The sequence below is a fragment of the Corallococcus aberystwythensis genome (assembly GCF_003612165.1).
In the GTDB taxonomy this organism is placed as follows: domain Bacteria; phylum Myxococcota; class Myxococcia; order Myxococcales; family Myxococcaceae; genus Corallococcus; species Corallococcus aberystwythensis.
Window position 1 is genome coordinate 1 of the sequence record NZ_RAWK01000062.1, and the last position, 22,758, is coordinate 22,758.

Annotated in this window: 24 protein-coding genes; 6 read left to right on the plus strand and 18 right to left on the minus strand. The window is 68.9% G+C overall.

Annotation, left to right across the window (positions count from 1 at the left end):
- On the plus strand, nt 1-646 hold a 646-nt coding region (locus tag D7W81_RS12505), incomplete at its 5' end, for a tetratricopeptide repeat protein (protein ID WP_147445456.1).
- A gap of 109 nt (nt 647-755) precedes the next feature.
- Nucleotides 756-1,223 (plus strand): hypothetical protein, encoded by a 468-nt coding sequence (locus D7W81_RS12510; protein WP_120555590.1) that lies wholly within the window; start codon nt 756-758, stop codon nt 1,221-1,223.
- Between the two features lie 21 nt (nt 1,224-1,244).
- On the opposite strand, the gene D7W81_RS12515 is transcribed toward D7W81_RS12510, so the two are convergent.
- From D7W81_RS12515 to D7W81_RS12540, 6 genes are all read right to left on the minus strand, one after another.
- Nucleotides 1,245-3,224 carry an ArsA family ATPase gene (locus D7W81_RS12515; protein WP_120555591.1) on the minus strand — a complete coding sequence of 660 codons (1,980 nt, stop codon included), beginning with the start codon at nt 3,222-3,224 and terminating at the stop codon, nt 1,245-1,247.
- 336 nt (nt 3,225-3,560) lie between these two features.
- Complete coding sequence (nla6, locus tag D7W81_RS12520) at nt 3,561-5,000, minus strand: enhancer binding protein Nla6 (RefSeq protein WP_120555592.1); 1,440 nt, start codon at nt 4,998-5,000, stop codon at nt 3,561-3,563.
- Nucleotides 5,001-5,069: 69 nt separating this feature from the next.
- Nucleotides 5,070-5,690 carry a histidine kinase dimerization/phospho-acceptor domain-containing protein gene (locus D7W81_RS12525; RefSeq protein WP_306440886.1) on the minus strand — a complete coding sequence of 207 codons (621 nt, stop codon included), beginning with the start codon at nt 5,688-5,690 and terminating at the stop codon, nt 5,070-5,072.
- A gap of 297 nt (nt 5,691-5,987) precedes the next feature.
- Nucleotides 5,988-6,446 (minus strand): deoxycytidylate deaminase, encoded by a 459-nt coding sequence (locus D7W81_RS12530; protein WP_120555594.1) that lies wholly within the window; start codon nt 6,444-6,446, stop codon nt 5,988-5,990.
- Between the two features lie 84 nt (nt 6,447-6,530).
- Nucleotides 6,531-7,421: a S1C family serine protease gene (locus D7W81_RS12535; protein WP_120555595.1), complete on the minus strand. Its 891-nt coding sequence runs from the start codon at nt 7,419-7,421 to the stop codon at nt 6,531-6,533.
- Nucleotides 7,422-7,570: 149 nt separating this feature from the next.
- Nucleotides 7,571-9,826, minus strand: coding sequence for a PrkA family serine protein kinase (locus D7W81_RS12540; RefSeq protein ID WP_120555596.1), 2,256 nt, complete (start codon nt 9,824-9,826; stop codon nt 7,571-7,573).
- A 344-nt stretch (nt 9,827-10,170) separates the two neighbouring features.
- Between D7W81_RS12540 and D7W81_RS12545 the strand changes: the two genes are divergently transcribed.
- Nucleotides 10,171-11,691 (plus strand): Hsp70 family protein, encoded by a 1,521-nt coding sequence (locus D7W81_RS12545; RefSeq protein WP_120555597.1) that lies wholly within the window; start codon nt 10,171-10,173, stop codon nt 11,689-11,691.
- An 80-nt stretch (nt 11,692-11,771) separates the two neighbouring features.
- Here the strand turns inward: D7W81_RS12545 and clpX are convergent, their stop codons facing one another.
- From clpX to D7W81_RS12560, 3 genes are all read right to left on the minus strand, one after another.
- Entirely contained in the window at nt 11,772-13,049 is a 1,278-nt protein-coding gene (gene clpX / locus D7W81_RS12550; RefSeq protein ID WP_120555598.1) for an ATP-dependent Clp protease ATP-binding subunit ClpX, read from the minus strand.
- A gap of 223 nt (nt 13,050-13,272) precedes the next feature.
- Complete coding sequence (locus D7W81_RS12555; RefSeq protein ID WP_171447768.1) at nt 13,273-13,926, minus strand: hypothetical protein; 654 nt, start codon at nt 13,924-13,926, stop codon at nt 13,273-13,275.
- A gap of 27 nt (nt 13,927-13,953) precedes the next feature.
- On the minus strand, nt 13,954-14,865 hold the full coding sequence (locus D7W81_RS12560; RefSeq protein ID WP_120555600.1) for an AgmX/PglI C-terminal domain-containing protein: 912 nt from the start codon (nt 14,863-14,865) through the stop codon (nt 13,954-13,956).
- Between the two features lie 43 nt (nt 14,866-14,908).
- On the opposite strand from D7W81_RS12560, the gene D7W81_RS12565 reads away from it, so the two are divergent.
- Nucleotides 14,909-15,769 carry a tRNA pseudouridine synthase A gene (locus D7W81_RS12565; protein WP_120555601.1) on the plus strand — a complete coding sequence of 287 codons (861 nt, stop codon included), beginning with the start codon at nt 14,909-14,911 and terminating at the stop codon, nt 15,767-15,769.
- Between the two features lie 11 nt (nt 15,770-15,780).
- Here D7W81_RS12565 and D7W81_RS12570 read toward each other — a convergent pair whose 3' ends face one another.
- The 9 genes from D7W81_RS12570 to D7W81_RS12610 all read right to left on the minus strand — a co-directional run bounded on the left by D7W81_RS12570 (nt 15,781) and on the right by D7W81_RS12610 (nt 20,830).
- Nucleotides 15,781-15,945: a ribbon-helix-helix domain-containing protein gene (locus D7W81_RS12570; RefSeq protein ID WP_014396701.1), complete on the minus strand. Its 165-nt coding sequence runs from the start codon at nt 15,943-15,945 to the stop codon at nt 15,781-15,783.
- A 63-nt stretch (nt 15,946-16,008) separates the two neighbouring features.
- Nucleotides 16,009-16,536 carry a hypothetical protein gene (locus D7W81_RS12575; RefSeq protein WP_120555602.1) on the minus strand — a complete coding sequence of 176 codons (528 nt, stop codon included), beginning with the start codon at nt 16,534-16,536 and terminating at the stop codon, nt 16,009-16,011.
- Nucleotides 16,533-17,435, minus strand: coding sequence for an ATP-dependent sacrificial sulfur transferase LarE (gene larE, locus D7W81_RS12580; RefSeq protein ID WP_120555603.1), 903 nt, complete (start codon nt 17,433-17,435; stop codon nt 16,533-16,535). Before larE ends, D7W81_RS12575 begins: the two co-directional genes overlap by 4 nt.
- 91 nt (nt 17,436-17,526) lie before the next feature.
- Nucleotides 17,527-18,297, minus strand: coding sequence for an adenylyl-sulfate kinase (gene cysC / locus D7W81_RS12585; protein WP_120555604.1), 771 nt, complete (start codon nt 18,295-18,297; stop codon nt 17,527-17,529).
- 157 nt (nt 18,298-18,454) lie between these two features.
- Nucleotides 18,455-18,943, minus strand: coding sequence for a M67 family metallopeptidase (locus tag D7W81_RS12590; RefSeq protein ID WP_244227169.1), 489 nt, complete (start codon nt 18,941-18,943; stop codon nt 18,455-18,457).
- A complete protein-coding gene (locus D7W81_RS12595; RefSeq protein WP_120555605.1) occupies nt 18,907-19,539 on the minus strand; it encodes a HesA/MoeB/ThiF family protein in 633 nt (210 codons plus the stop codon). The genes D7W81_RS12590 and D7W81_RS12595 overlap by 37 nt, the downstream gene beginning before the upstream one ends.
- Before the next feature lie 11 nt (nt 19,540-19,550).
- A complete protein-coding gene (locus D7W81_RS12600; RefSeq protein ID WP_120555606.1) occupies nt 19,551-19,823 on the minus strand; it encodes a ubiquitin-like small modifier protein 1 in 273 nt (90 codons plus the stop codon).
- 3 nt (nt 19,824-19,826) lie between these two features.
- On the minus strand, nt 19,827-20,066 hold the full coding sequence (locus D7W81_RS12605; RefSeq protein WP_014396694.1) for a sulfurtransferase TusA family protein: 240 nt from the start codon (nt 20,064-20,066) through the stop codon (nt 19,827-19,829).
- Nucleotides 20,054-20,830: a HesA/MoeB/ThiF family protein gene (locus D7W81_RS12610; RefSeq protein ID WP_120555607.1), complete on the minus strand. Its 777-nt coding sequence runs from the start codon at nt 20,828-20,830 to the stop codon at nt 20,054-20,056. The genes D7W81_RS12605 and D7W81_RS12610 overlap by 13 nt, the downstream gene beginning before the upstream one ends.
- 123 nt (nt 20,831-20,953) lie before the next feature.
- On the opposite strand from D7W81_RS12610, the gene D7W81_RS12615 reads away from it, so the two are divergent.
- The gene (locus D7W81_RS12615; RefSeq protein ID WP_120555608.1) at nt 20,954-21,379 is read left to right on the plus strand and encodes a hypothetical protein; all 426 of its coding nucleotides are present in this window, start codon (nt 20,954-20,956) and stop codon (nt 21,377-21,379) included.
- A gap of 90 nt (nt 21,380-21,469) precedes the next feature.
- Nucleotides 21,470-22,753 carry a sensor histidine kinase gene (locus D7W81_RS12620; protein ID WP_120555609.1) on the plus strand — a complete coding sequence of 428 codons (1,284 nt, stop codon included), beginning with the start codon at nt 21,470-21,472 and terminating at the stop codon, nt 22,751-22,753.
- The last annotated feature ends 5 nt before the right edge of the window (nt 22,754-22,758 follow it).

The following is a 22,758-nucleotide window of genomic DNA, read 5'->3' on the forward strand; positions in this document are numbered from 1 at the left end:
GTCCCCCCCCCCGTCGGGCAAGGCCCTCAACACCCAGGGCTTCCGCCTCTACCAGTCCGGCCGGTACCCCGAAGCGCTGGAGAAGTTCCAGGCCGCCGCCCGGGCCAGCCCCGACTACGCGCTGGCCCACTACAACGCCGCCGCCACCCTGGGCGTCCTGCGCAAGCAGGGCAAGGTGTGTGACTACGACGCCTACCAGGGCACCATCGTGGAGGAGCTGACCACCGCCGTGCGCCTGGATCCGCGCCGCCTCCAGCGGGCGAAGGAGGACAAGGACCTGGACGTCATCCGGGACACACTGGGCTGGCAGAAGCTCCTGGGCCACACCCCGGAGAAGGAGGCCAGCATCCCCACCCTCCTGCGAAACGTGTCCTGGTACGGCGCTGGCTCGGGCGTCTACGGCACCACCCGCGCCCTCAAGTTCCAGGACGGCGGGCGCGTGGAGTTCTGGAAGAAGGACATCAACGACTCCGGCAAGGCGAAGGAGTCCCGCATCCAGGGCACGTACACGGTGAAGGGCCGCGCCGTGACGGTGACGCTGCCCAAGGCCGCCCCCGTCACCGGAAGCCTGGACGCGGACGGCTTCCTGAGCCTCCCGGAGCCCCTGGGGCGCTTCACGGACACCCCGTCCGAGTGCGAGGCCTGAACACGTGAAGTGACGGCTCGTTCACGCCTACACGCATCCCGGGAGCGCCGCCCTTGGCATGCCTGCCCGCCGGTGCCCACCTTCCTCGCGGAGCAGAGGGGGGAGCGCTGTGCACCGACTCAACGCAAGACACTGGGGCCTGGTCGCCATCGTCGCGGCGGCGCCCTTCGTCCTCGCCTTCGTGCTGGGAGCCTCCGCGCCCCAGTTGCTGGAGCCGGTGCTCGGCACGCCGGTGGGGGGGCTGAGCTGGGGGCTGGCCACGGTGCTGGGGCTCGTGGGCGGCGGCCTCTTCGCGCGCATCCTCGCGGCCCTTCAGCGCCCGCGCATCCAGGCGTCCCCGGTGCTGCGACTGCTGGGAACCGTGGGCGGCGCCAGCGCGGTGGTGACCCTGTGCATCGTGCCGGCGGTGGCGCTGATGATCATCGGTCCGGGCTGGGTCCTGCATCAGCACCTGGAAGCCCTGCCGGCGGCCCCGACGGCGCGCTCACTCAAGACGAGCGCCGTGGACCTGCTGGGCCAGGCGCGCCGGGCGTATCCCCACCGGCTGCCCCTGTCCCTGCTGCCAGGCCCCCACTAGGCGCCCGGCGTACGACTCACGTCAGGCCGCCTTGATCTTCGCCGGCGGCGCGGACAGCGCGTACCACGCGGTGCGGAACGCCTTCAGCTCGCGAAGCCCCGCGGGGTGACGGCCCAGCGCGGGCGCCATCGTCACGGGCAGGCCAATCTTCTTCTCCATGGCCTTGGCCGCGTTGAGCTCCAGCTTGCGGCGGTTCTCGCACTTCTCGCAGGTGGACTTGGGGCCCACGCGGTTGACGAGCACCCGCTCCACCTGGAGCTTCTTCTCCTTGAGGTACTCCACCAGCCGCTCCGTGCGGGACGCGGCCAGGTCCTCGCCGCGCGTCACGACGACGAAGCGCGACTCGCTGGGGGACGCCAGCGCGTCCTCGAAGCGCTTCACGTGCTTGAGCATCGCCGCCAGGTCATCCGCCAGCTCGCCCAGGCCCTTGGCGCGGTGCTTGTTGAGGATGCCGTGCAGCGCGCCCAGCCACGTCTTGGCGGTGTCCGCCAGCTCCACCACGCGCACGTTCGTCACCTGCGGCGACGAGTCCACCACGATGCGCTTGAAGCGCTCCTGCACCAGCGCGTCCGTCAGCACGGACATGGCCGCCAGCTCGTCGATGCCCGGGGGCGCGCACTCCAGCAGGTTGCGAAGGTAGAGCAGGTCCGCCGGCACGTCGTTGCCCGCCTTGGGCGCGCCCTCGAAGGCCTTCTCCGCCTTCTCCTTCAGCCGCTTGCGCAGGGCGTTGAACCAGCCCGCCATGTCCAGCTCGCGCGCGTACAGGCCCTTGGTGCCCTTCACCTGCGTCTCGGTGTCCGTCAGGCGGCTCTGCAGCACGTCCGACAGCGAGTGCGCGGGGTCCGTGGAGATGAGGAGCACCGGCCCCTCCTTCTCCGTCAGCGTCACCGCCGCGGCGGCCGCGCAGGAGGACTTGCCCACCCCGCCCTGCCCCACGAAGAAGATGAGCCGCGTGGGCGGCAGCGGAGGCGCCGCGATGGGCGGCATGGACGGGGCGCGCACCAGCGCCGGAGGCCCCTCGGCCGCGCTGAACTCCAGCGCCTTGGTCTCCTTGCCCGCCGCCCACTCCTTGGCGAACTCCTTCAGCCCGTCCAGCCCCCGGGGCGCCACCTCGCGGCGGCCCAGCAGGTTCACGGGCACGGTCTTGTCCAGCGCCTGGTACTTGCGCACGTGAGGCGCCTGCAGGCCGCGGCGGCCCTGGCACGCCGGACAGCCCTCGTGGTCCTCCACCTGGTTGACCACCACTTCCGTCACCGGCAGCCCGCGCTCGCGCAGCTGGGTGAAGTACATGCGCGTCTGCGCTTCCGGCACCGGCTCCGCCAGCGCCACCAGGTGGAACGCCGTGCGCGCGGGGTCCTTCAGGAGCGCCAGCAGCTTCTCCGCCTTCTGGCCCACCTGCTCCAGGAAGCCCGCGGGAGCCGCGTCCGCCGCCGCGGCGGCCGCCTTCTTGCCCTTGCCGGAGGCCGCCGGAGCCGCCCGGTCCTGGCCCGCCTTCACGAAGCCCAGGAACTTGCGCAGCTGCGCCGGCATGTCGAACAGGCGCAGCGTGTGGCTGGTGGGCGCCGTGTCCACGACGACGCGGTCGTACTCGCCCGACTCCAGCAGATCCACCACGTGGAAGAGGGCCACCAGCTCCTCCAGCCCCGGCACCGCCTGCTGGTAGAGCTTGCCCATCTCCTCGTCCGACAGGTGCGTCCCCTTCACCGCCGCCTTCGCCAGCGCCGGGAGGTACTCCGCCAGGAACGGCTTGAGCAGCGCGGACGGGTTCAGCTCCGCGCCGAAGAGGCCCCCCTCACCCTTGCCCGCCTGGAGCTTGGTGGGCTTCGCCGGCAGCTTCTTCTTCACGAGGTCCGACAGGGACTGGACCGAGTCCAACGAGACGACCAGCACCCGGTGCTTGGGCACTTCTTCCGAGAGCCTCACCGCGTACGCTGCCGCGAGCGTGGTCTTGCCAACCCCGCCCTTGCCGCCGAAGAAGTGAAGTACTCTCGCGTCGCTCATTGCGTTGTGGCCTTCCTTGGTCCCCCCCGGCGGCACCCCAGATGACTCACGTCGGACGACCGCACCATGGGGGGCGGACGTGGCCCGAAATGAAACGTCCCGGCCGGGCCCTCACCAACGGGTGGGAGAGGCCCGGAGGATCCCCCGTTCAGGGGGGAAAAGTCAAGAATTGACAGGGGTTTTCGAGACCTCCCCCGCCCGTTTAAACCGGCTTGGGGAGGCCCCGCGCGTGCACTCCAGGAGCCCTGCCAAGGGCCCGGAATCCGGGCCCATATGCCTACCTGTCAGGTCAGCGGACGCCAGCCGCCAGCCGCCTACCCCAACGGGGAACGCGGATCAGCGGGTGAGGAAGCTGCTGGCGCTCATGGGCCCGTCACTGCCCTGTCCACCCAGGGGGCTGCCACCACCCGGGGCGCCCTGCGCCCGGTTCTCCGCCGCGTAGCGGTTGAGCTTGTTGTAGAGCGTCTTCTCGCTCACCCCCAGCACCTCCGCCGTACGGGCCTTGTTGTTCCCGTTCCGCTGGAGGCTGCCCAGGATGTACTCGCGCTCCACGGCGTCCAGGCTCAAGCCGAACGGCAGCTTGAACGTGTGGCGCTCCGGGCTCTTGCCGGCCATGTCGGGCGGCAGGTGCTCGCGGGTGATCAGCTCCCCGTCGCAGAGGATGACGGCGCGCTCCACGGCGTTGCGCAGCTCGCGGATGTTGCCCGGCCAGTCGTAGTTCTTGAGGACCTCCATGGCGTCCGGGTGCACGCCGGAGACGCGCTTGGCGGAGTCCCCGCGGAACTTGTCCACGAAGTGCTGGACCAGGATGGGCACGTCGTCCCGGCGCTCGCGCAGGGGCGGCAGGTGCAGCTGGAACACGTTGAGGCGGAAGTAGAGGTCCTCGCGGAAGCGCTGGTTCTTGATCTCCTGCTTCAGGTCGCGGTTCGTGGCGGACAGCACGCGCACGTCCACTTCGATCTCCACCTTGCCACCCAGCCGGCGCAGGCGGCCCTCCTCCAGCACGCGCAGCAGCTTGGCCTGCAGGTCGATGGGGATTTCCCCCAACTCGTCCAGGAAGAGCGTGCCGCCGTGGGCCATCTCGAACACGCCCGGGCGGCGCTGATCCGCGCCGGTGAAGGCGCCGCGCTCGTGGCCGAAGAGCTCGGATTCAATCAGCGTCGCGGGGATGGACGCGCAGTTGATGGCGATGAAGGGCTTGTCGCGGCGCAGGGACAGGTTGTGCACCGTGCGGGCCACCACCTCCTTGCCCGTGCCGGACTCGCCGCTGATGGAGACGCTGGCCTTGGAGGGGGCCACCTTCTCGATCATCTCGATGACCTTGCGCATCCCAATGGAGCCGGCGATGAGGTCCGTGGAGCCCAGCTGCTTGAGGCGGCGCCGGAGCGTCTGCACCTCGCGCAGGGTCTCCTTCTTCTCCAGCGCGCGGTCGATGCAGACCTTGAGCCGCGCGGTGTCCAGCGGCTTCACGATGAAGTCGTAGGCGCCCTCGCGGATGGACTCCACCGCGGTGTCGATGGTGCCGCGGCCGGTGAGGAACACCACCGGGCAGTCCGGCAGCTCCTCGCGCAGGTTGCGCAACAGCCACAGGCCGTCCGTCTCCGGCATGGCGAGATCCGACAGGACGACGTCGGGCCGGAACTCACCGGCCTTGCGGAGGGCGTCATGCCCGTCGAACGCGGTCTCGACCTTGTGACCCCAGGCGGACAACATCTCCGCCAGGGCCTCGCAGGTCTCACGTTCGTCATCCACGGCCAGGATTCGTGCGCTGCCCAAGGTGAAAACCTCCACTGCGATGAAGCGTGATGAAACCGGATGGAAGACCGACAGCGCCCGAGGGGGAAATCAGGCGCGCGGGAACACGAGGCGGCACGTCCCCGCCTGAATAGCGACTTCGATGCCCAGTTGCGCCGCGCGGAGCGTCAGGGCCGCCACGGTGTCGGCCGCCCGCTCGGGCCCCGAGGATCCGTCCACGACCTCCAGCACCGCCTGAGGGCCTTCGGCGCGGACCGCGACGACCACGGTGCCGCCGGGCTCCGCGCGCTGGAAGGCGCGCATCAGCACCTGCACCAGGAAGAACCCCAGCTCGGTGGTGTCCTCCATGCGGGCCTGCACGTCCGGATCAATGGCGCGCGTGACCTGGAGGCGGCGCCGGCGGCTTTCGTGGCCCAGCACGTCCAGGGCCTTGCCGGTGGCGTCCGACAGCGGCGCGTCCCCCGAAGGGCCCGCCCCGCGAAACACGATGAAGTCAGAGAAGAGCTTGAGCAGGCCGTCCACGCGAGCGATCTGCTCGCGCATGGCCTTGAGGTTCTTCTCCTGCGTGGCCGGCACCTGGCCGGACTCGCCCTTGAGCTTCTCGGAGAGGACTTCGAGGTGGATGGCCAGCGCGTTGAGCGGGTTGCGCACGTCGTGCAGCAGGCTGTCCATCAGGGGCGGAACCGCGTCGTAGCGGGCAGCGCCCACCACGGGATCCGACACATCCTGGACAGAGGGCACATTGCTGGCCATTGCCATTGAGCTAACCACTTGGAACTCCTAGGAATTTCCGTCTCCCCACCCCCGCCGCCGCCCTACCGGAGCCAGGATTTAGGGAGCACCCCAGGGATCGTCAACCCTGGGTCGGTAATTCTTGCCGGAATTCTAAAATTCCCGTGTCGGAACAGCCACTTAGGAGAACTCACAAGTGTCGTTCAACGAACGTGAACCCTGCCCCGGACGATCAGCGCATCCAGGGGTTGTCCATCCCCGGACACGGATGCGCCCTCAGGTCGCGGTTGCAGGCACGGGCGCCTGTGCGGCGGCGCCCAGGCCCACGAGTTGGAGGCCCAGCCGGGCCGCGTACTCGAAGATGCGGGGGTCCCGGTAGAACTCGCCGAAGACGATGCGGGTGCAGCCGCTGTTGGCGATCAGCTTGAAGCACGGCCAGCAGGGACTGGCGGTCGTGTAGATGGTCGCCCCATCAATGCCGACGCCGTTCTTCGCCGCCTGGATGATGGCGTTGGCCTCCGCGTGGACGGTGGCCACACAGTGGCCGTTCTCCATCATGTGGCCCACTTCATCACAGTGGGGCAGGCCGCGGATGGCGCCGTTGTAGCCGGTGGACAGGATGGTCTTGTCCCGCACCAGCACCGCGCCCACGTGCTTGCGGTCGCAGGTGGCGCGGGTGGCCACCTGCTGGGCGATGTCCATGAAGTACTGATCCCAATTGCCCCGAGCGGACATGCGCGTGAACCCTCCAGCGGATGAGCCCGCAGCTCTAACGCCGGATCCCGCGCGCACCAATTTCCAGGCCAGGGCGCTGTCGGATCAGCGACTCGCCGTCTTCTGCGGCCCCGTACCCTCCGCGTCCGGGGAGCGCTCCAGCAGCCGGCCGAAGCCCTTCGCCTGGAGGAAGCCGCGCACCTTGGCGCTGGGCGCGGCGAACGTCTCACCGGGCATGGGCACGTCGAAGCTGAAGTTCTGGGAGGCGACCTCGAAGTCCACCTTCGCGGTGCGGTAGCCCTCCACGATGGCCAACAGGCGCCCCGTCTCCATGCTGAAGATGCCGCCGCCGGAGGCCCCGTAGCCGATGGGCGCGTCCGTCTTCAGCATGCGCGGGTGTTTCGTCTGCTTGTCCCACTCCACCTGGGACACCATGCCGCCGGAGATGGACAGCGCGCGGCCGTACGGGGACGCCGCCACCACCACGTCCTCGCCCGGTTCGGGCTCATCGTCGGCGGCCAGCTCCGCCACGGGCCACGTCACGCCCGTCACGCGCAGGAGCGCCAGGTCCACGTCCGGCACCTCGCCCGTGGCCACCACCTCCGCGGCGTACTCGTGCGTCTCCGCGCGCCGATCCAACACGACCTTGAGCACGGGGTCCGTGAGGTCGCCCTGCTCCACCGCGTGCGCGTTGGTGAGCACGTAGCTGACGGGGCCGGCCTCGCTGGACTCGGTCCCGATGACGACACCCGACGCCGAGCGGCGCACCTTGCCGCCCTCCGTCGTCACCAGCCGCACGTTGAGCGGGAGGATGCGCCGCACCATCGCCTTGCGCGTGGGCTGCGGCGTGGGCTCGGGCCGGGACAGCGCCCGCTCCACCCGGAGCGGGGCCTGCGTGTGCGTCGCGACCGGAGTCTCCGAGGAGGACTGCGACGGGGCACTGGCGCACGACACGAGGGCCCACAGGAGGGGGGTGCCCAACAGCAACCGGTTCATCAACACTCCAGGCGCAAGGAAGAGGAGGGACGAAAGACGACGACACACGCGTGAACTCGGTGTGAGGTCCCATCATCCCGAGCCCCGGCCCGGATTGGGAAGCAGGCGAGCAGGCATCGGCTTAACGGATGCCTGCCCTCCCCCACCCGTCAGGTGTAGCGCTGACGCATCAGGAACAGGATGGCGTCCTTCGCGCAGAACTCGCAGTAGCCGTAGCGCTCCGCCATCGTCTTGAGCGTGTCCTGCACCTGGGACTGCTCGCGCGGGGAGAGCTGGTTGCGGTCCTCGGAGAGGTACTTGAGGACGTTCTCCTTGTTCTTGCGCAGCACGCGCTTGCGCTCCTCGAAGTAGTGGTCGCGCAGGCGCTTGAACATGTCCGGGAAGATGCGCGGGTAGTCCATGGCACCGTCCGGGTTGTCCAGCCGGTGCGCGCCAATGGAGGCGATGAGCCCGCGGCGGAAGTCCGGCGGTGCCTCGCCCTGCGGCATCACGATGGCCTCCACCTCCGCCATGCGCGCCTCGTCCGGCTTCTCCGACTCGCCCGTCACGCGGTTGCGCATCTTCTCCCCGCGCACCCAGTGGCTGACGCTCTGGATGTAGCGCTCCACCAGCTCGCGGTACTGGCCCTCGGACACCAGGCCCATGGAGTCGCGCACCTCCGAGTCCACGCGGTCCAGGTACTCGCCCTCCACCACGCGCACGAACGTCTCGTGGTCGTGGTAGCCGTCCATCACCTCCTGGAGGAGGAACTCGTAGACGCTCTTGTCCTTGCAGAGCGCGTGCAGTTCCTCCAGCACCGCCAGCGCGTGGAGGCACTTGTAGTCCGGGTTCTGCGCGGCGTTGAAGAGCGCGGTCTTTATCTCCCGCGCGCTCGCGCCGGAGCGCCCCTCGTAGTTGGGGTACGCGTCGGACTCCTCGTACATCTCCTCGCGCAGCTTGAGCAGCTCCTTGGTGTTCGAGGACGACAGCCGCGCCGGCACCCCGGCCTCCTGGTACAGGTGCAGCTTCTCCACCGGGGCCACCTGATCCACCAGCGGCTTCACGTTGGCCGGGTAGCGGTCCGGGATGGGCTTCTTCAGGCGCGTGAGCACCGCCCACATCGCGGCCACCTCCGTGGCGTGCGGCGCGACGTGCTTGCCCACGGACGTGGCGGTGATCTGCGCGTCGTAGATCTCCTGCTCGACCTTGTAGCGGCGCAGGTACGGCACGCGGACCAGCTCGATGCGGCCCTTGAACGACGCGAAGTCCGGCAGCTCCTTGAAGGCCGCCAGGTGCTTCTCGTTGGAGGACGCGATGAGCACCTCGTCCAGCTGGAGCACGAAGGGCTCCAGCGGCACTTCGCTCGTCTCGCTGAAGCCCAGCAGGTACTTGAAGGCCTCCAGCGGGCGCTTGAGCAGGTCCGCGTATTCAATCAGGCCGCGGTTGGCGTGCACCAGCGGGCCATGCGGCTCGAAGAGCACCGTGCTGTGCAGCGCGGCCGGGAGGTTGAGCTGGGTGCGGTCCGCCGAAATCTGCTGCGCGGCGGCGTCCACGCTCATCTGCGGCTCCACCGTCACCGTGCCCACCTGGTAGCGGCGCGACACGTAGAAGCGCTCCACCTGCACGTGGCGCAGGACCTTGAGGTAGTCCCCGCCGTAGGAGTTGAGCAAGGCCGTATAGATGCGGCGGCACTTGGCGCACAGCTCGCCGTCGCGCACGTAGTCGGACAGGATGAAGTCCCCCGTCTCTCCGTCGCCGTTGCCCAGCCCCTTCTTCTTGAGCGCGCCCTCCAAGAGCGACTTGCGCTCCGCCGGGGGCACCGCGAACAGCGGATGGTCGCGCAGCTCGCAGGGCATGCGCAGGTCCAGCGCCTCCGCGTCCAGGTGCGCGTAGGTCGTGAGCTCCCCTTCCGCGGTCTTCGCGCCCGCGCGCTCGCCGAAGCCGATGGAGCCCTTGATCAGCTTCTCCGACGGGAACACCCACGCGATGCGGTAGAGGGCGCCCTGCGGCTGGCGGGAGTAGTCCTCCATGCCCTGCTTCAGCGCGTTGACCAGGCTGGACTTCGCGCTGCCGTTGGGGCCGTGCAGCATGATGAGCTTGTTGATGCGGCCCGCGCGCACGAAGTTGCCCAGGATGCGGTAGAGGGCGTTCTGCACCTCCTCCTGCCCGGCGACGCGGCCGTCGTGCTCCGCGGACGGCACGTCGAAGACCTTGAAGCGCCGGATGGAGCCCGTAGGGTGCGGCACGGCTTCCGTGCCGTAGTGGTCCATCACGTCCCGCAGGTACTGCGCCGCGTTGCGCGACTGCCCCTTGGGGTCCGTGAAGAAGAGCGACAGGTACTCCTCGAAGGACAGGATGGACCGGTTCTTGACGAAGTCGGCGCTGACCTGTGCGCCCACCTCCTGCAGATAGCCCTTCGCTTCCACGGCGGCTCCCCTCTGTGGGTGGGTAGTCTCTCGGATGTAGCCACGGCGCATCGCCGTCGCATGTGAACCCCGGGGAATGACCTTCGTTCCCGGCCCGGGGGGATGTAAAGCGAGCGCCCCCTCCCCGGCGTCCGGTGTGTTCGGGGCCACGCGCTTGGACGCCAGCCGCGTGTCCCACCCGGCCAGGCGGGCGTCCGGGGTGGGAGGTTCAAGCGCGCTGGAAGTTTGAGGCCGTCCGTCGGATGACGGATGGTTCGCGATTCGCGCACCCGGGACGGGTGAGATACGGTCCCGGACTGCCACACCCCACAGAGCCGCAACGCCTCACCCGGAGCCCACACGCGATGCACAAGGAGCCCATCATCGGCATCGACCTCGGCACGACGAACTCGTGCGCGGCGATCGTCGAGGACAGCGGGAACGTCAAGCTCATCCCCTACAAGGGCGGCGAGTACACCATCCCCTCCATCTTCGCCATCGACGACAAGGGCAACGAGCTCATCGGCTTCGAGGCGAAGCGCCAGTGGCAGCTCAACCCGCGCAACACCGTCTACGGCTCCAAGCGCCTCGTCGGGCTCAACTTCAACAGCGACGTCGTCGGCACGATGAAGAAGGCCGTGGCGTACAACATGCGCCCCGGCGCGAAGAACGACGTCGCCCTGGACGTGGGCAAGAAGGAGTTCACCCTCCAGGAGATCAGCGCCAAGATCCTGGGGAAGATCCGCGAGGTCGCCTCCAACTACCTGAAGATGCCCATCAAGCGGGCGGTGGTGACGGTGCCCGCGTACTTCAACGACCGGCAGCGCCAGTCGGTGAAGGATGCCGGCAAGCTCATCGACCTGGAGGTGGTGCGCATCATCAACGAGCCCACCGCGGCGGCGCTCGCCTACGGCGTGGGCAAGGGGCTGTCGGAAAAGGTCGTCATCTACGACCTGGGCGGCGGCACCTTCGACGTCTCCATCATCGAAATCCGCGACCGCGTCTTCGAGGTGAAGTCCACCGGCGGCGACGTGTTCCTGGGCGGCATCGACTTCGACAACGCCATCATCCACCACGTCCTGAAGGACTTCGCGGCCAAGACGGGCATCGACCTGGCCACGGATCCGGTGGCCATGCAGCGCATCAAGGACCTGGCGGAGCGGACCAAGATCGACCTGTCCGCGCGCGAGGAAGTGCCCTTCAACATCCCCTTCATCACGATGACGGCGCAGGGCCAGCCGCTGAACATCGAGATGAAGTTCACGCGCAAGATGCTGGAGCAGCTGACGAACCAGCTGGTGGACCGCACCCTCCAGATGGTCGCGCGCGTGCTGGTGGACTCCGGCCTGTCCACCAAGGACATCGACGAGGTGATGCTCGTGGGCGGCCAGACGCGCATGCCCGTCGTGCAGGACCGGCTCACCAAGTTCTTCGGCAAGCCGCCCAGCAAGGGCGTGCACCCGGACGAGGCCGTGGCCATTGGCGCCGCGCTCTACGCGCACTCGCTCCAGGACGACACCAACCTGCGCATCCAGCTGCTGGACGTGATTCCCATGGCCATTGGCCTGGAGCGCGGTGACGGCGGCTTCCACGTCGTCTTCCCGCGCAACGCGTCCATCCCCAACGCGAAGCAGCTCCTGGCCACGACGAGCATCGACAACCAGACCGAACTGGCGATGCGCATCTACCAGGGCGACCACGACACGGTGGCGCGCAACGACATGCTGGGTGAGTTCACCTTCTCCGGCATCGTCCCCGCGAAGGCCGGCACGGTGAACGTGGAGATCATCTTCGACGTGAGCGTGGAGGGCATCCTCACCATGCGCGCGAAGGACCCCGCCACCGGCCGCGAGATGAAGACCACGGTGCGCGTCACGCAGAGCTGAAGGGCGCCAGGAACACCACGGCGCCCCTGCCTGCGAAGGCGAGGGGCGCCGGGTGGGGACAACGACCGCCGAGGGAAACCTCAGGCGGTCTTCTTTTCCTTCTCCATGACGATCTGCGGAGGCTCGTGCTTGGTGATCACCTGTTCGGTGATCTTGCACTCCTTGACGCCCTCGCGGAACGGCACGTCGTACATGATCTCCAGCATCGCGTCCTCCATGATGGCGCGCAGGCCGCGCGCTCCGGAGTGACGGCGCATCGCCTCGCGGGCGATGGCGCGCAGCGCTTCCTTGGTGAAGGTGAGCTTCACCTTCTCGATCTCGAACATCTTCTGGTACTGCTTCACCAGGGCGTTCTTCGGGATCGTGAGGATGGTGACGAGGTCATCCTCCTTCAGGTCGTTGAGCGTCGCGATCATCGGCAGACGGCCGATGAACTCCGGGATCATCCCGAACTTCATCAGGTCTTCCGGCTCCGTCATCGCCAGGAGCTCACCCACGCTGCGCTCTTCCTTGTGGGTGATCTTCGCGCCGAAGCCCAGGCCCTTCTCACCCACGCGGCGCTTGATCACGCCGTCGATGCCGTGGAAGGCACCGCCGCAGATGAAGAGGATGTTGGTCGTGTCGACCTGGACATACTCCTGCTGGTTGTACTTCTTGCCGCCGCGCGGGGTGACGTTGGCGCGGGTGCCTTCGATGATCTTCAGCAGGGCCTGCTGCACGCCCTCGCCGCCCACGTCGCGGGTGGCGCTGGGCATGTCACCCTTGCGCGCGATCTTGTCGATCTCGTCGATGTAGACGATGCCGCGCGCGGCCTTCTCCACGTCGTAGTCGGCGTTGTGGAGGAGGTTCTGGATGATGTTCTCGACGTCCTCACCCACGTAGCCGGCCTCGGTGAGGCTGGTGGCGTCCGCGATGGTGAAGGGAACGTTGAGGAAGCGCGCCAGGGACTGGGCGAGCAGCGTCTTGCCGGAGCCCGTGGGGCCGATGAGCAGGATGTTGCTCTTCTGCAGCTCCACTTCCTCGCCGCCGGGGCTCTTCACACCGGGGCGCGGCCGGGCGGCCGGCTTCTTCTGGTAGATGCGCTTGTAGTGGTTGTAGACCGCGACCGAGAGGACCTTCTTCGCCTGGTCCTGACCGATGACGTAGTCGTCGAGGAACGCCTTGATCTCCAGCGGCGTGGGCAGGCTGACCTGCGGCTTGCCCTCCTCGCGTTCGTTCTCGTCCGCGATGATGTCGTTGCACAGCTTGATGCACTCGTCGCAGATGTAGACCGTGGGTCCGGCGATGAGCTTCCGAACCTCGCGCTGCGATTTGCCGCAGAACGAGCAGGACAGGTTGACGTGGTGCTCCTTCTTCACTGCCGCCTCCGAGTTCGCCGGTCCCGGTTCGGGACCTTCTCCGCCGACCACCGCACAGCACCACCCGCGAAGCCGCCCACGTCTTTCGACGGCTCCAGGCCCACCTGCTACAGGCCCTGAACCCACTATAGGGCCCTCCCCTCCGGGCAGGAAGCCCGGCGGAGGTGCCCTTTCCCAGGAGCGTTCATCCCAGGTCAACGGGTCGACGTTGGATAACAGCGACTCAGGCGTCCGTCACGCTCGACGCGATCTCTTCGACATCGTCCGCCAGGGAGGCCGCCCGCTCGGCGACGGCGTTGGGGACTCGACGGCTCCCCGCCAGCTCGGAGGCGAGCTTTCGCGCCAGCTGCGCCAGTTTCCGCACCTGGAGGCTCTCCGGGGGCGGCTCCGGCGGGGGCCGGGGGAAGCGCTCGGTGAATTCCTTCTTGAGCTCCGTGGGGGACTTCTCCGGGCTCCAGATGCTGTCGCGCAGCGACTTGTATTCGGTGGGAGACAGCTGGCCGCGCTCCTCGGCGTCCGCCAGGACCTCCACCACCTCGAAGGCGGGGGCCTTCTCCGGGAACTCGTGCTGCTGGAGCTCTTCCGGGGCTTCGTGCTTGGCCAGGAAGCTGAACGAGCGCGTGAGCTTCAGCGCGGTCTGCTTCTTGATGTGCAGCTCCTTGAGGCAATAGGCCTCGAAGGAGGCGTGGCCCCACTCCTCGTACTTGGCTTCATCCCGGACCTGGACGAGCAGCTTGCCCAGCTCGGCCCAGGTGGACTTGAAGCGCTTGGCGGCGAGCAGGACGGTGTGGCGGAACGTCCCCGGGGGGACGCTCATGGCCTTCTTGGCGATTTCGACTTCGGCGACAGAGGCGGACATGCCTGTTGTATCGGGCACGTCCGGGGGGTGGGCAAGAAAGTCGCCCTACCCTCGCTTGCCGATGTTGAACGAAAGCCCCACGGTGGCGCGCTCGCCGTCGTAGGCCTTGAAGGGCCACTTCTTCAGCTCGGAGAAGAGGCACTCGAAGAGCGGGCCCTGCTTGAACTGGGGGTTGTCCACCCACAGCTTCGCCACGCGGCCGTCGTTCCCGATGACGAACTCCATGGGAATCTTCGCGGCCAGGCCGGGCGTGCGCTCGGCCTCTTCCTTGAAGCAGCGGAAGAGCTTGGACTGGTTGCCCGCGACGACGCGGTTGATGGCGCCCTGATCGAACTGCTGGGCCATCTCCAGGCCGTCCGGATCCGTGGAGACGCTGCCCGTCCGGGGCGGCCGGTTGGTGGCCGAGGCGCTGGCCACCGCGGCAGTGCCCCCTGTCTTGGGGGCGGCACTGCCCTGCCCCGCGGGGCGATCCGGGCGGCGCGGGTCGTTGGTGGGGTAGGCGAAGAGGTCCTCGTCGTCCCCGCGCGCCTGGGCCAGACGGATGGTGGGCGGATCCATGGTGATGCCGTCGCCCTCCTCTGTCGCGCCGAACAGGCCGTACACGGCGGCGTTGCGAGCCAGGTACCAGCCGGTGACGCCCAAGAGGAGCGCCACGCCCGCGGCGACTCCGCCCAGCACCTTCACGCGCATCTGGTTGCGGGCCTGCTCGACGAGCATCGTCTGGGCGACGCGGCCCTGCGCCTCGTAGCGCGCGATGTGCACCTGGAAGGCGGCGGTGTCCCGGAGCGTCCGGAACTCCCGCTCACCGGCCGGCGCCACCGGGCTGTCCGGGGTCAACTCCCCCGTGTAGAGCTTCTCCACCACCTGGGACGCGGTGATGGGCCCCAGCACCAGGTCGCCCTGTCGGAAAAGCCACTGCCCATCACTGTCCACCGCGAGTTCTTGTCCGGCCAGCATTCGCGCGGGAGTATCGTGTTTCTCCCGCCGATATCGCAACGCCGTGGCCAGGCCCTCGCTCAAACGAATTCCCGCCGTACTGTGGACTTGGTATCGCGGCGGAAACTTCCGCGGCTTCCAGCGCCAGGTGGAAGGCCCCACGGTCCAGGACGCGCTCGAGGACGCCCTGGAGCAGGCAGGCTCACCGGCGACGGTGATGCCCTCCGGGCGCACCGACCGGGGCGTGCACGCCCGGATGCAGGTCATCAGCCTGCGCCTCAATGAAGACGTGCCCCTGGACTCACTGCCCGTGCGGCTGGCCCCGCACCTGTCCCCGGACGTGGGGCTGTGCATCGCGAAGCGGCCTCCGGGCGCCTTCCATGCCCAGTGGAGCGCGAGCGGCAAGGAGTACCGCTACCACCTGACGCTGGGCACTCCACCCTCGGAAGCGTGGAGGCCGTACGCGCTGGACGTGGCGGCGGACGAGACGCTCCAGCCGGGGCACCGGGTGACACCGGAGAGGCTGGAGGCGCTGCTCGCCCGCGCCGTGGGCACGCGGGACTTCACCGCGTTCCATGAGCGCTCCAGTCCCCAGAAGCCGCGCACCCTCGCGTCCGCCACCCTGCGGGAGCTGGGCGGAGGGCTCTTCGAGGCGCGGCTGACGGGAGATGGCTTCGCGCGCTACCAGGTGCGGTACCTGGTGGGCAGCGCGCTGAAGGTGGCCGCGGGGCTCCTGTCCGAGGAGCAGTGGCACGCGGCGCTGGATGCGGGAGTGTCCCTGGCCGGATTCAAGGCCCCGGCACATGGGCTGGTGTTGTGGGAGGTCCGCTATCCTTCCGCGGTGGACCCCTTCGGGCCCGGCGAGCGCCTCCACCCGCCCGGTCTGCCCGACGCGCCACCCTTCACGGGAGCGCCGCCGGGCTGACGTCGCGCTTTTCAGTCCACGAAGCGCGCTTCGTACTTCGCCAGCAGATCCGAGATGGCCTCCCGGAGGTATTCGCTCTGACGGATGCGCGTGGTGCGCGACAGCTCCTTCAGGGCGTCCAGCTTCTCGCGGTTGAGACGAAACACGACCGAGGTGAGGCGGGGATTCATGTCCAAGTGCGTGGCCTCCGACAGATGCACACACCCTCTCACAATGTCGGACAACCTCAAGAAAACAACCTACGAGGCCGAACCCACCGGGATGATCCACTGCAACCCGGTGAAGAGCTCGGTGTCCGCGCGCAGTCCGGAGCCGAACCCGAACGTGAAGCCGAGCCCGCCGTACAGCGCGAAATGATCCGAGAGGGTGTGTCTGGCGCCGAACCCTATGCGAGGCCCCAGCCACGGCCCAGAAATCGGACGCACGGAAATGCCGAGATCAAAGAAGGTCCGCCACGACTCGGATCCGAAGACGCTGCGGTAGCCGGTGATCAGCGCCAGCTCTTCTCCCGGGCGTCCGGTGCTGCCGCGCGCGAGGAGGAACACCTCGTCCCCCTCGTAGCCGACGGTGAGGCCCACGCCCAGGTCCAGGTGCCCGACGAGCCCGGACACGGCGGCATCCCCGCTGATCCGTTCGGTGTACGTGGCCCCGGGCCCCACGGTGAGGATCAGCGAGCGCCGGCGCGCGTAGGGCCCGTCGTCCACGTACTCCGCGGCGGCGACGGGGGTGGACGCGAGGATCAGGAAGGCAGAGCCGAGGCCCTTCACCCCACCACCGGGAGCCGGAAGCCCTCGGTGCCGCCCTGCCCTGCTCCCGCCGCGGGGGCGATGCCTGCGGCCTCGTTGAGGCGGCCGGAGCGGAAGGGCTCCAGGTCCAGGGCCACGAACTTGAAGCCCAGGGACTTGAAGGCGCCATTGATCCGCTCGCGCACGCTGGCCTCGAAGAAGCGCGGGTACTCCTCGCTGGCCAGCTCGATGCGCGCCACGTCCTGGTGGTAGCGCACGCGGAACTGCTTGAAGTCCAGGGCGCGCAGCTCCGACTCCGCGGCGGCGATCTGCAGGAGCCGGTCGCGCGTCACGGACGTGCCGTAGGGGATGCGCGACGCCAGGCACGCCATCTGCGGCTTGTCCCAGGTGGGCAGCCCCAGCTTGCGGCTCCACGCGCGGATCTCATCCTTGGTGAGCCCGGCCTGTGCCAGGGGGGACATCACCTGGTGCTCCTTCGCGGCCTTGTGACCGGGGCGGTGATCCTTGAAGTCGTCCGCGTTGAAGCCGTCCAGCACCACGGCGAGGCCCAGCTCCGCGCGCTTCGCCTCGCAGAGGTCGTACAGCTCCGTCTTGCAGAAGTAGCAGCGGTTGGTGGGGTTGGCGGCGTAGTTGGGGTTCGCCAGCTCGTTGCTGGAGACGACGACATGCCGGGCGCCCAGGCGGGCCGCCAGCTCGCGGGCCTCGCGCTCCTCCTCCGGGGCGACGGAGGCCGACAGCGCGGTGAGCGCCAGGGCACGCTCGCCCAGCACCTCCACCGCGACCTGGAGGACGAAGGTGGAGTCCACGCCGCCGGAGAACGCCACCAGCGCGCTGCCGTGGGCGCGAAGCGATTCGCGCATCGCCTCCAGCTTGGGGCGGGACGACTCACAGAGGGCTTCAATCCGCTCGGGGCTCAGCATGGGGGACTCCTAAAACGGAAGGGCCCCGGATTGCACGCGCATCGCGCGGGCAACCTGGAGCCCTTCGACAGTCAGGGGACAGCGATGGGGACTATCGGGCCTTGCCCTTGGCGGCCTTCTTCTTCGCGGCCGGGGCCGGCTTGCCCACGCGGGCGGCGCGGGTGGCCGGACGCGCCTTGGCGCCCTTGGAACCCTTGTCCGCCTTGGGGGCCTTGGCGGCCTTCACTGCGGCGACCCGGACCGGCGGGTCCTCTTCGTCGCGGCGCGCCTTCTTCGCCGGCAGCGGGTTGGCCTTCATCTTCTTGCCGGTGATGGTCTTCAGCTCGTCCGTGGACATCAGGCCCAGGTCCAGCAGCGCCTGGAAGATCTTCGTCCCGCCGTCCTCCACCGACTCCGTGTCGGAGTAGATGGTCACCTCGGGAGAGGTGGGCGGCTCGTACGGCTCCGTGATGCCGATGAAGTTGGGAATCTCGCCGTTGAGCGCCTTCTTGTACTTGCCGGTGGTGTCGCGCTCGATGAGCTTCTCCGTGGGGCAGTCGACGTAGACCTCCACGTACTTGCCCACCGCGCGGCGCACTTCCTCACGGCTCGACTTGTAGGGGCTCACGCACGGGACGAGCACGGCCGTGCCATTGCGCGCGAGCAGGCCAGCGACGAAGCCCAGGCGGCGCACCACCATGTTGCGCTCGTCCTTGGTGTCGCCGATGCCGGCCCACAGGTCGTTATGGAGTTCGCCCTCGTCGAGCACCTCCACGTTGCGTCCGACCTGACGGAGGCGCGCCGCGATGTAAGCGGCCGTCGTGGTCTTCCCGGTCCCGGACATGCCGGTCAGCCAGAGGGTGAAGCCAGTGTTGGGGGCCATAAGGGTTCAAACTCCCTGCGTCCGGAGCGCTTCTTGCACGCGGCGTGGGACGCGGCAGATCCAGTAGACCGCCGCTTTATAGACGAAAACCCAGTCACTTGACAATTCGGACCCACCTTTCCACAGGTGGGGTCGGTCGCAGGGCAAGTTCCCGCCCTTACACGGGTTTTTCAAACCTGAAATCCGCCAACAGAAGCGGAACAGTCTGAAAACCACCCGTGATCCAAACCGACCTTGAGGCGGAGACCGCTCGGCCTCCGTATATGGCGACTACAATATATGACACCTGCGGCAGTAGGGAAATTCCCGAGGGAGCAGCCTGGCGGCGGTCCTCGGTGGAGAACACCGCGGGCGCGTCCACGTGCGAGTGGAAGACGCAGGCCACCACCTCCCGTCGCGCATCCGCGTCCAGGCAGACCTGAAGCCACGCCTCCTGCGCGAAGGCGTAGGCGACGCGCGGTGTGGGGGAGGCGTTGGGAAGGGAGACGACCCGCCAGGACTCCCCTGCCCCTTCATCGCTCCGGAGGATCACGCCGCAGCCCTCGTGAGGCCACGCCGCCTCCAGGTAGCGGATCATCTGGGCGAGCGCTTCCGGCGGGGGCTCGTGGATCAGGGCTTCGCTTCCGCCGCCGCGCAGCGTGAGCACCGGCGCGGCTCCAGGTCCGTCATCGAGCCCGGGGCGCTCAACCACCTGCCGCCCAGTGACGGGCCCATGCCCAGCCGCAGCCGCTGGAACACCAGCGCACCCAGCGCGCCCAGGGCCACGCCCAGGGCCCCGTCTGGCGGCGTGCCCAGGTGGCGCACCGTTTCGCCAAAGCACCAGACGCAGCCGTCCTGCCCCCGGAACACCACCGCGCCGCGCGCACCGTCACCGCCCAGCGCGACCCACGGGGCCTCGCCGCTCCAGGCCGCCGGCAGCTCCGCGAGCAGTCCGCCGCCGGGCGTGCCCACCGCGTCCGGGTTCACCTCCGGCACCACGCGCGCCAATACCTCCGCCACCGGCTGGCCCACGTCGTGCGCGGACGCGAGGAAGCCCGGCGACCACGGCCCCATCGTCAGCGAGCCCACACCCGTCACCGGGGTGCCGCCGCCGGCCAGGTACGCCGTGGCGGTGAGGCCGGACGCGCCCAGCCCGTCCACGCGCGCGCCGCCCGACAGCAGGGCCTCCTGCCCGCGCCCGCCCACGTGCCGCAGGAGGATCTGCCGGGAGTAGCGGAGAATCTGATCCTCGCGCAGCGCCATGACGCCCTCGTTCAGCCTCCCGCCATGGCGGGGATGAGGGTGATCCGGTCCGCGTCCTTCACCGGCGTGTCCAGGGCCTTGAGCGCGCGCACGTCCTCGTCGTTGAGGAAGACGTTCACGTACCGGCGCACGGCGCCCTTGTCGTCGAAGAGGCGCGCGCCCATGCCGGGGTAGCGCGCCTCCAGGTCGCGCAGCACCTCGCCCACGGTGCCGCCGGTGGCCTGGACCTCGGACTGGTTGCGCGTCAGCGTCCTCATGGGTGTCGGAATGCGAATCGTGGCCATGGTTCATTTCCCCCGCTTGCGGATGATCAACCGGTGCGTGCCATCCCCGCGCGGATCCAGGGACACCACGTCATGGCCCTCATCCTTCGCGCTGCGGGGCACGTTCTTCAAGGGCTCGTCGCCCTTGAGCAGCACCTCCAGCAGCGTGTCCGGGGGCAGCGATTCCAGCTTCAGCTTGGTGCGCACGTAGGTCATCGGACACACCTCGCGGGTGATGTCCAACGTCGCCGTCACGTCGGGCATGCGGTGTCCTCCTGGGTCGAGGGGAACGGGGGCAGCGTCCGGATGTTGCACCCCGGGCAGTCGGGCGCGCGCGTCACCTTCACCGTGCGCCCCTCCAGCGTCTCGCCGTCGAGCACGTGCAGCGTGGCCTGACCCCGGGGCCCCGTCGCCGCGCCCGCCAGGAGCTCCAGCGCGAGCAGCGCCTGCACCGCGCCGATGAGCCCCGCCATCGCGCCCAGCACGCCCGCCTGCGCGCAGGTGGGCACCGCGTCCGGAGGCGGCACGTCCTCGTAGAGGCAGCGCAGGCACGGGCCGCCGGGGTCGATGCGCAGCGCCTGCCCGTGCATGCGCAGCACGCCGCCGTACACCAGCGGCACGCCGGTGAGCACCGCCACGTCCGACAGGAAGAACTTGGTGGCCACGCCGTCGGTGGCGTCCACCACCAGGTCGTGCTCGCGGAAGAGCGCCTCCGCGTTGCCCGCGTCCAGCCGCTCCGGCAGCGCCTCCACGCTCAAGCCGGGGAAGGCGCGCAGCAGGCCGGCCGCGGCGGACTCCGCCTTGAAGCGGCCCACGTCCTGGGTGCGGTGCCAGAGCTGCCGGGGCAGGTTCGTCACGTCCACGCGGTCTGGATCCACCAGCGTCAGGTGGCCCACCCCGCCCTGCGCCAGCGCGAGCGACGCCGGACAGCCCAGGCCGCCCGCTCCCACCACCAGCACCCGCGCTCGCTCGATGCGCGTGGCGTGGGGAATGCGCGCGTGATGGTCGGTATCCGGGGAACCGTGCATGGGGCTGGTGCTCCGCGAGGAACGAAACGAATATGGTGCGGCGACTTCACGTCCGGACCTCAGGACGTTCCCGAAGCCTTCTCAACCGCCGCCGTCACAAGCGGCCCTCACCTGCCAGGACATATGAAAAACCTGACCGGCGCGCTCGTGTTTTCCACCCTGCTGTCCCTGGCTGTCGGCTGCCACAAGAACACCGGGGAGAGCCCCGACGCGGCCACTCAGACCGGCACCGTCAAGGAGGAGCTCCAGTCGGACCGCGACGCCGCCCCCCCGGCCCCGACGGCCACCGCCGAGGCCGGAACGAAGGACGCGAGCGCCGTGACCTACGACTCGGGCGCCAGCGACCGCCTGGCCCTGGAGGCCTGCGTGGACGGCTGGCTCAAGTCCCACAACCTGGACAGGTACGGCAGCCAGAAGGGCACCATGTACGCGGGCGGCACGCCCCTGTTCGACGAGCGCACCGGCGAGACCACCGACCGCCTGGACTTCGTCCTCTCCCGCCAGCCCGAGGCGAAGAAGGCGTGCGTGGACGAAGGCGCCCCCAAGTAGCACGCGGCCTGGCTGCCCCCGCCAGGATGCCGACCTGGCGGCTTGCCGGGAATTCCGCTCCCCGGGAAGGTCCCGTAAGCTGCCGCTCGAATGGACAGCGACCTCCGACCCGGCGACGACCACCCGGCCCATGACCTGAAGGCCCGCGTCCGCGCCGTGCTGGAGCGCCGCAACCTCACGGACAACGTGTCCGCGGAGCAGGCGGCGGCCTCCTGGGAGCAGGACCGCTTCGTCGCCCGGGCCCGCGCGCTGTTCTACGCGCGGATGATGTTCCTCACGTTGGGCCTGCTCATCCTCGCGGTGCCCGCGTGGAGCGGCTACTTCGGCTTCAACGGGCCCATCTCCTTCCTGGGCTACTTCGCGATGCTCATCTACAGCGTCGCGAACCTGCTCGTCATCGACCACCCGAAGGCGGGCCGGTGGGTGACGTACCTGTCGCTCTGCATCGACCTGCTGATCACCGTGGTGCTCATCGCCCGGCCGCAGGTGGGCGGCGGTCTGCAAAGCCCGCTGCTGGCGACGCAGCTGCTCTTCACCACCCTGTTCGCCATCCTCTTCCCCAAGCCGCTGGCCATCCTGCCGCCGCTGTTGGCGCTGCCCATCACCACGCGGTTGGATCTGCTCCTCAACCGCTCCGTGACGGCGGTGGAGCTGCTCACGCTGCTCTGGTACCTGGGGCTCAACTTCATCATCGTCTACGTGCTCGTGTACCTGAACGAGCGCGAGGCCACCGCGCACCGCGAGGTGGTGTCACTGCAGGGCGACCTGAAGGAGCTGGCGGTGGTGGAGGAACGCAACCGGCTGGCGCGAGAGATCCACGACGGCCTGGGTGCGTCCCTATCGTCGATGATCATCCAGGCGGAGTACATCCTGAACCTCGCGCGCGAGGACGGGCTGCGCACGGAGATCCGCGAGATGAAGGCCACCGCGGAGGAGTCGATTGAAGAGCTGCGCCGCAACCTGCGGATGATGCGCGACGACTTCGAGCTGGCGCAGGGCCTGGAGGACTACGTCAAGACGTTCCGCGACCGCACCGGCCAGACCATCCACTTCGAGCGGACGGGCCTGACGCGCAAGCTGCCTCCGGACGCGCAGCTGGCGCTGTTCCGCATCCTCCAGGAGTGTCTGTCCAACGCCGCGAAGCACGCCGAGGCGAAGGAGGTCCAGGTGCGCCTGGACTTCAGCGCGGAGGGCGTGCACCTGGTGGTCCGCGACAACGGCAAGGGTTTCGACCCGGGCCGCACGCCGCGCGGCCACTACGGCCTGCTCAACATGCGTGAGCGGGCCATGAAGCTCGGGGGTTCCATCGTGGTGGACTCGGCGCCCGGCGCCGGGGCCCAGGTGGCCTTCTCCCTTCCCTGTCTTTCCGCCTGACACGC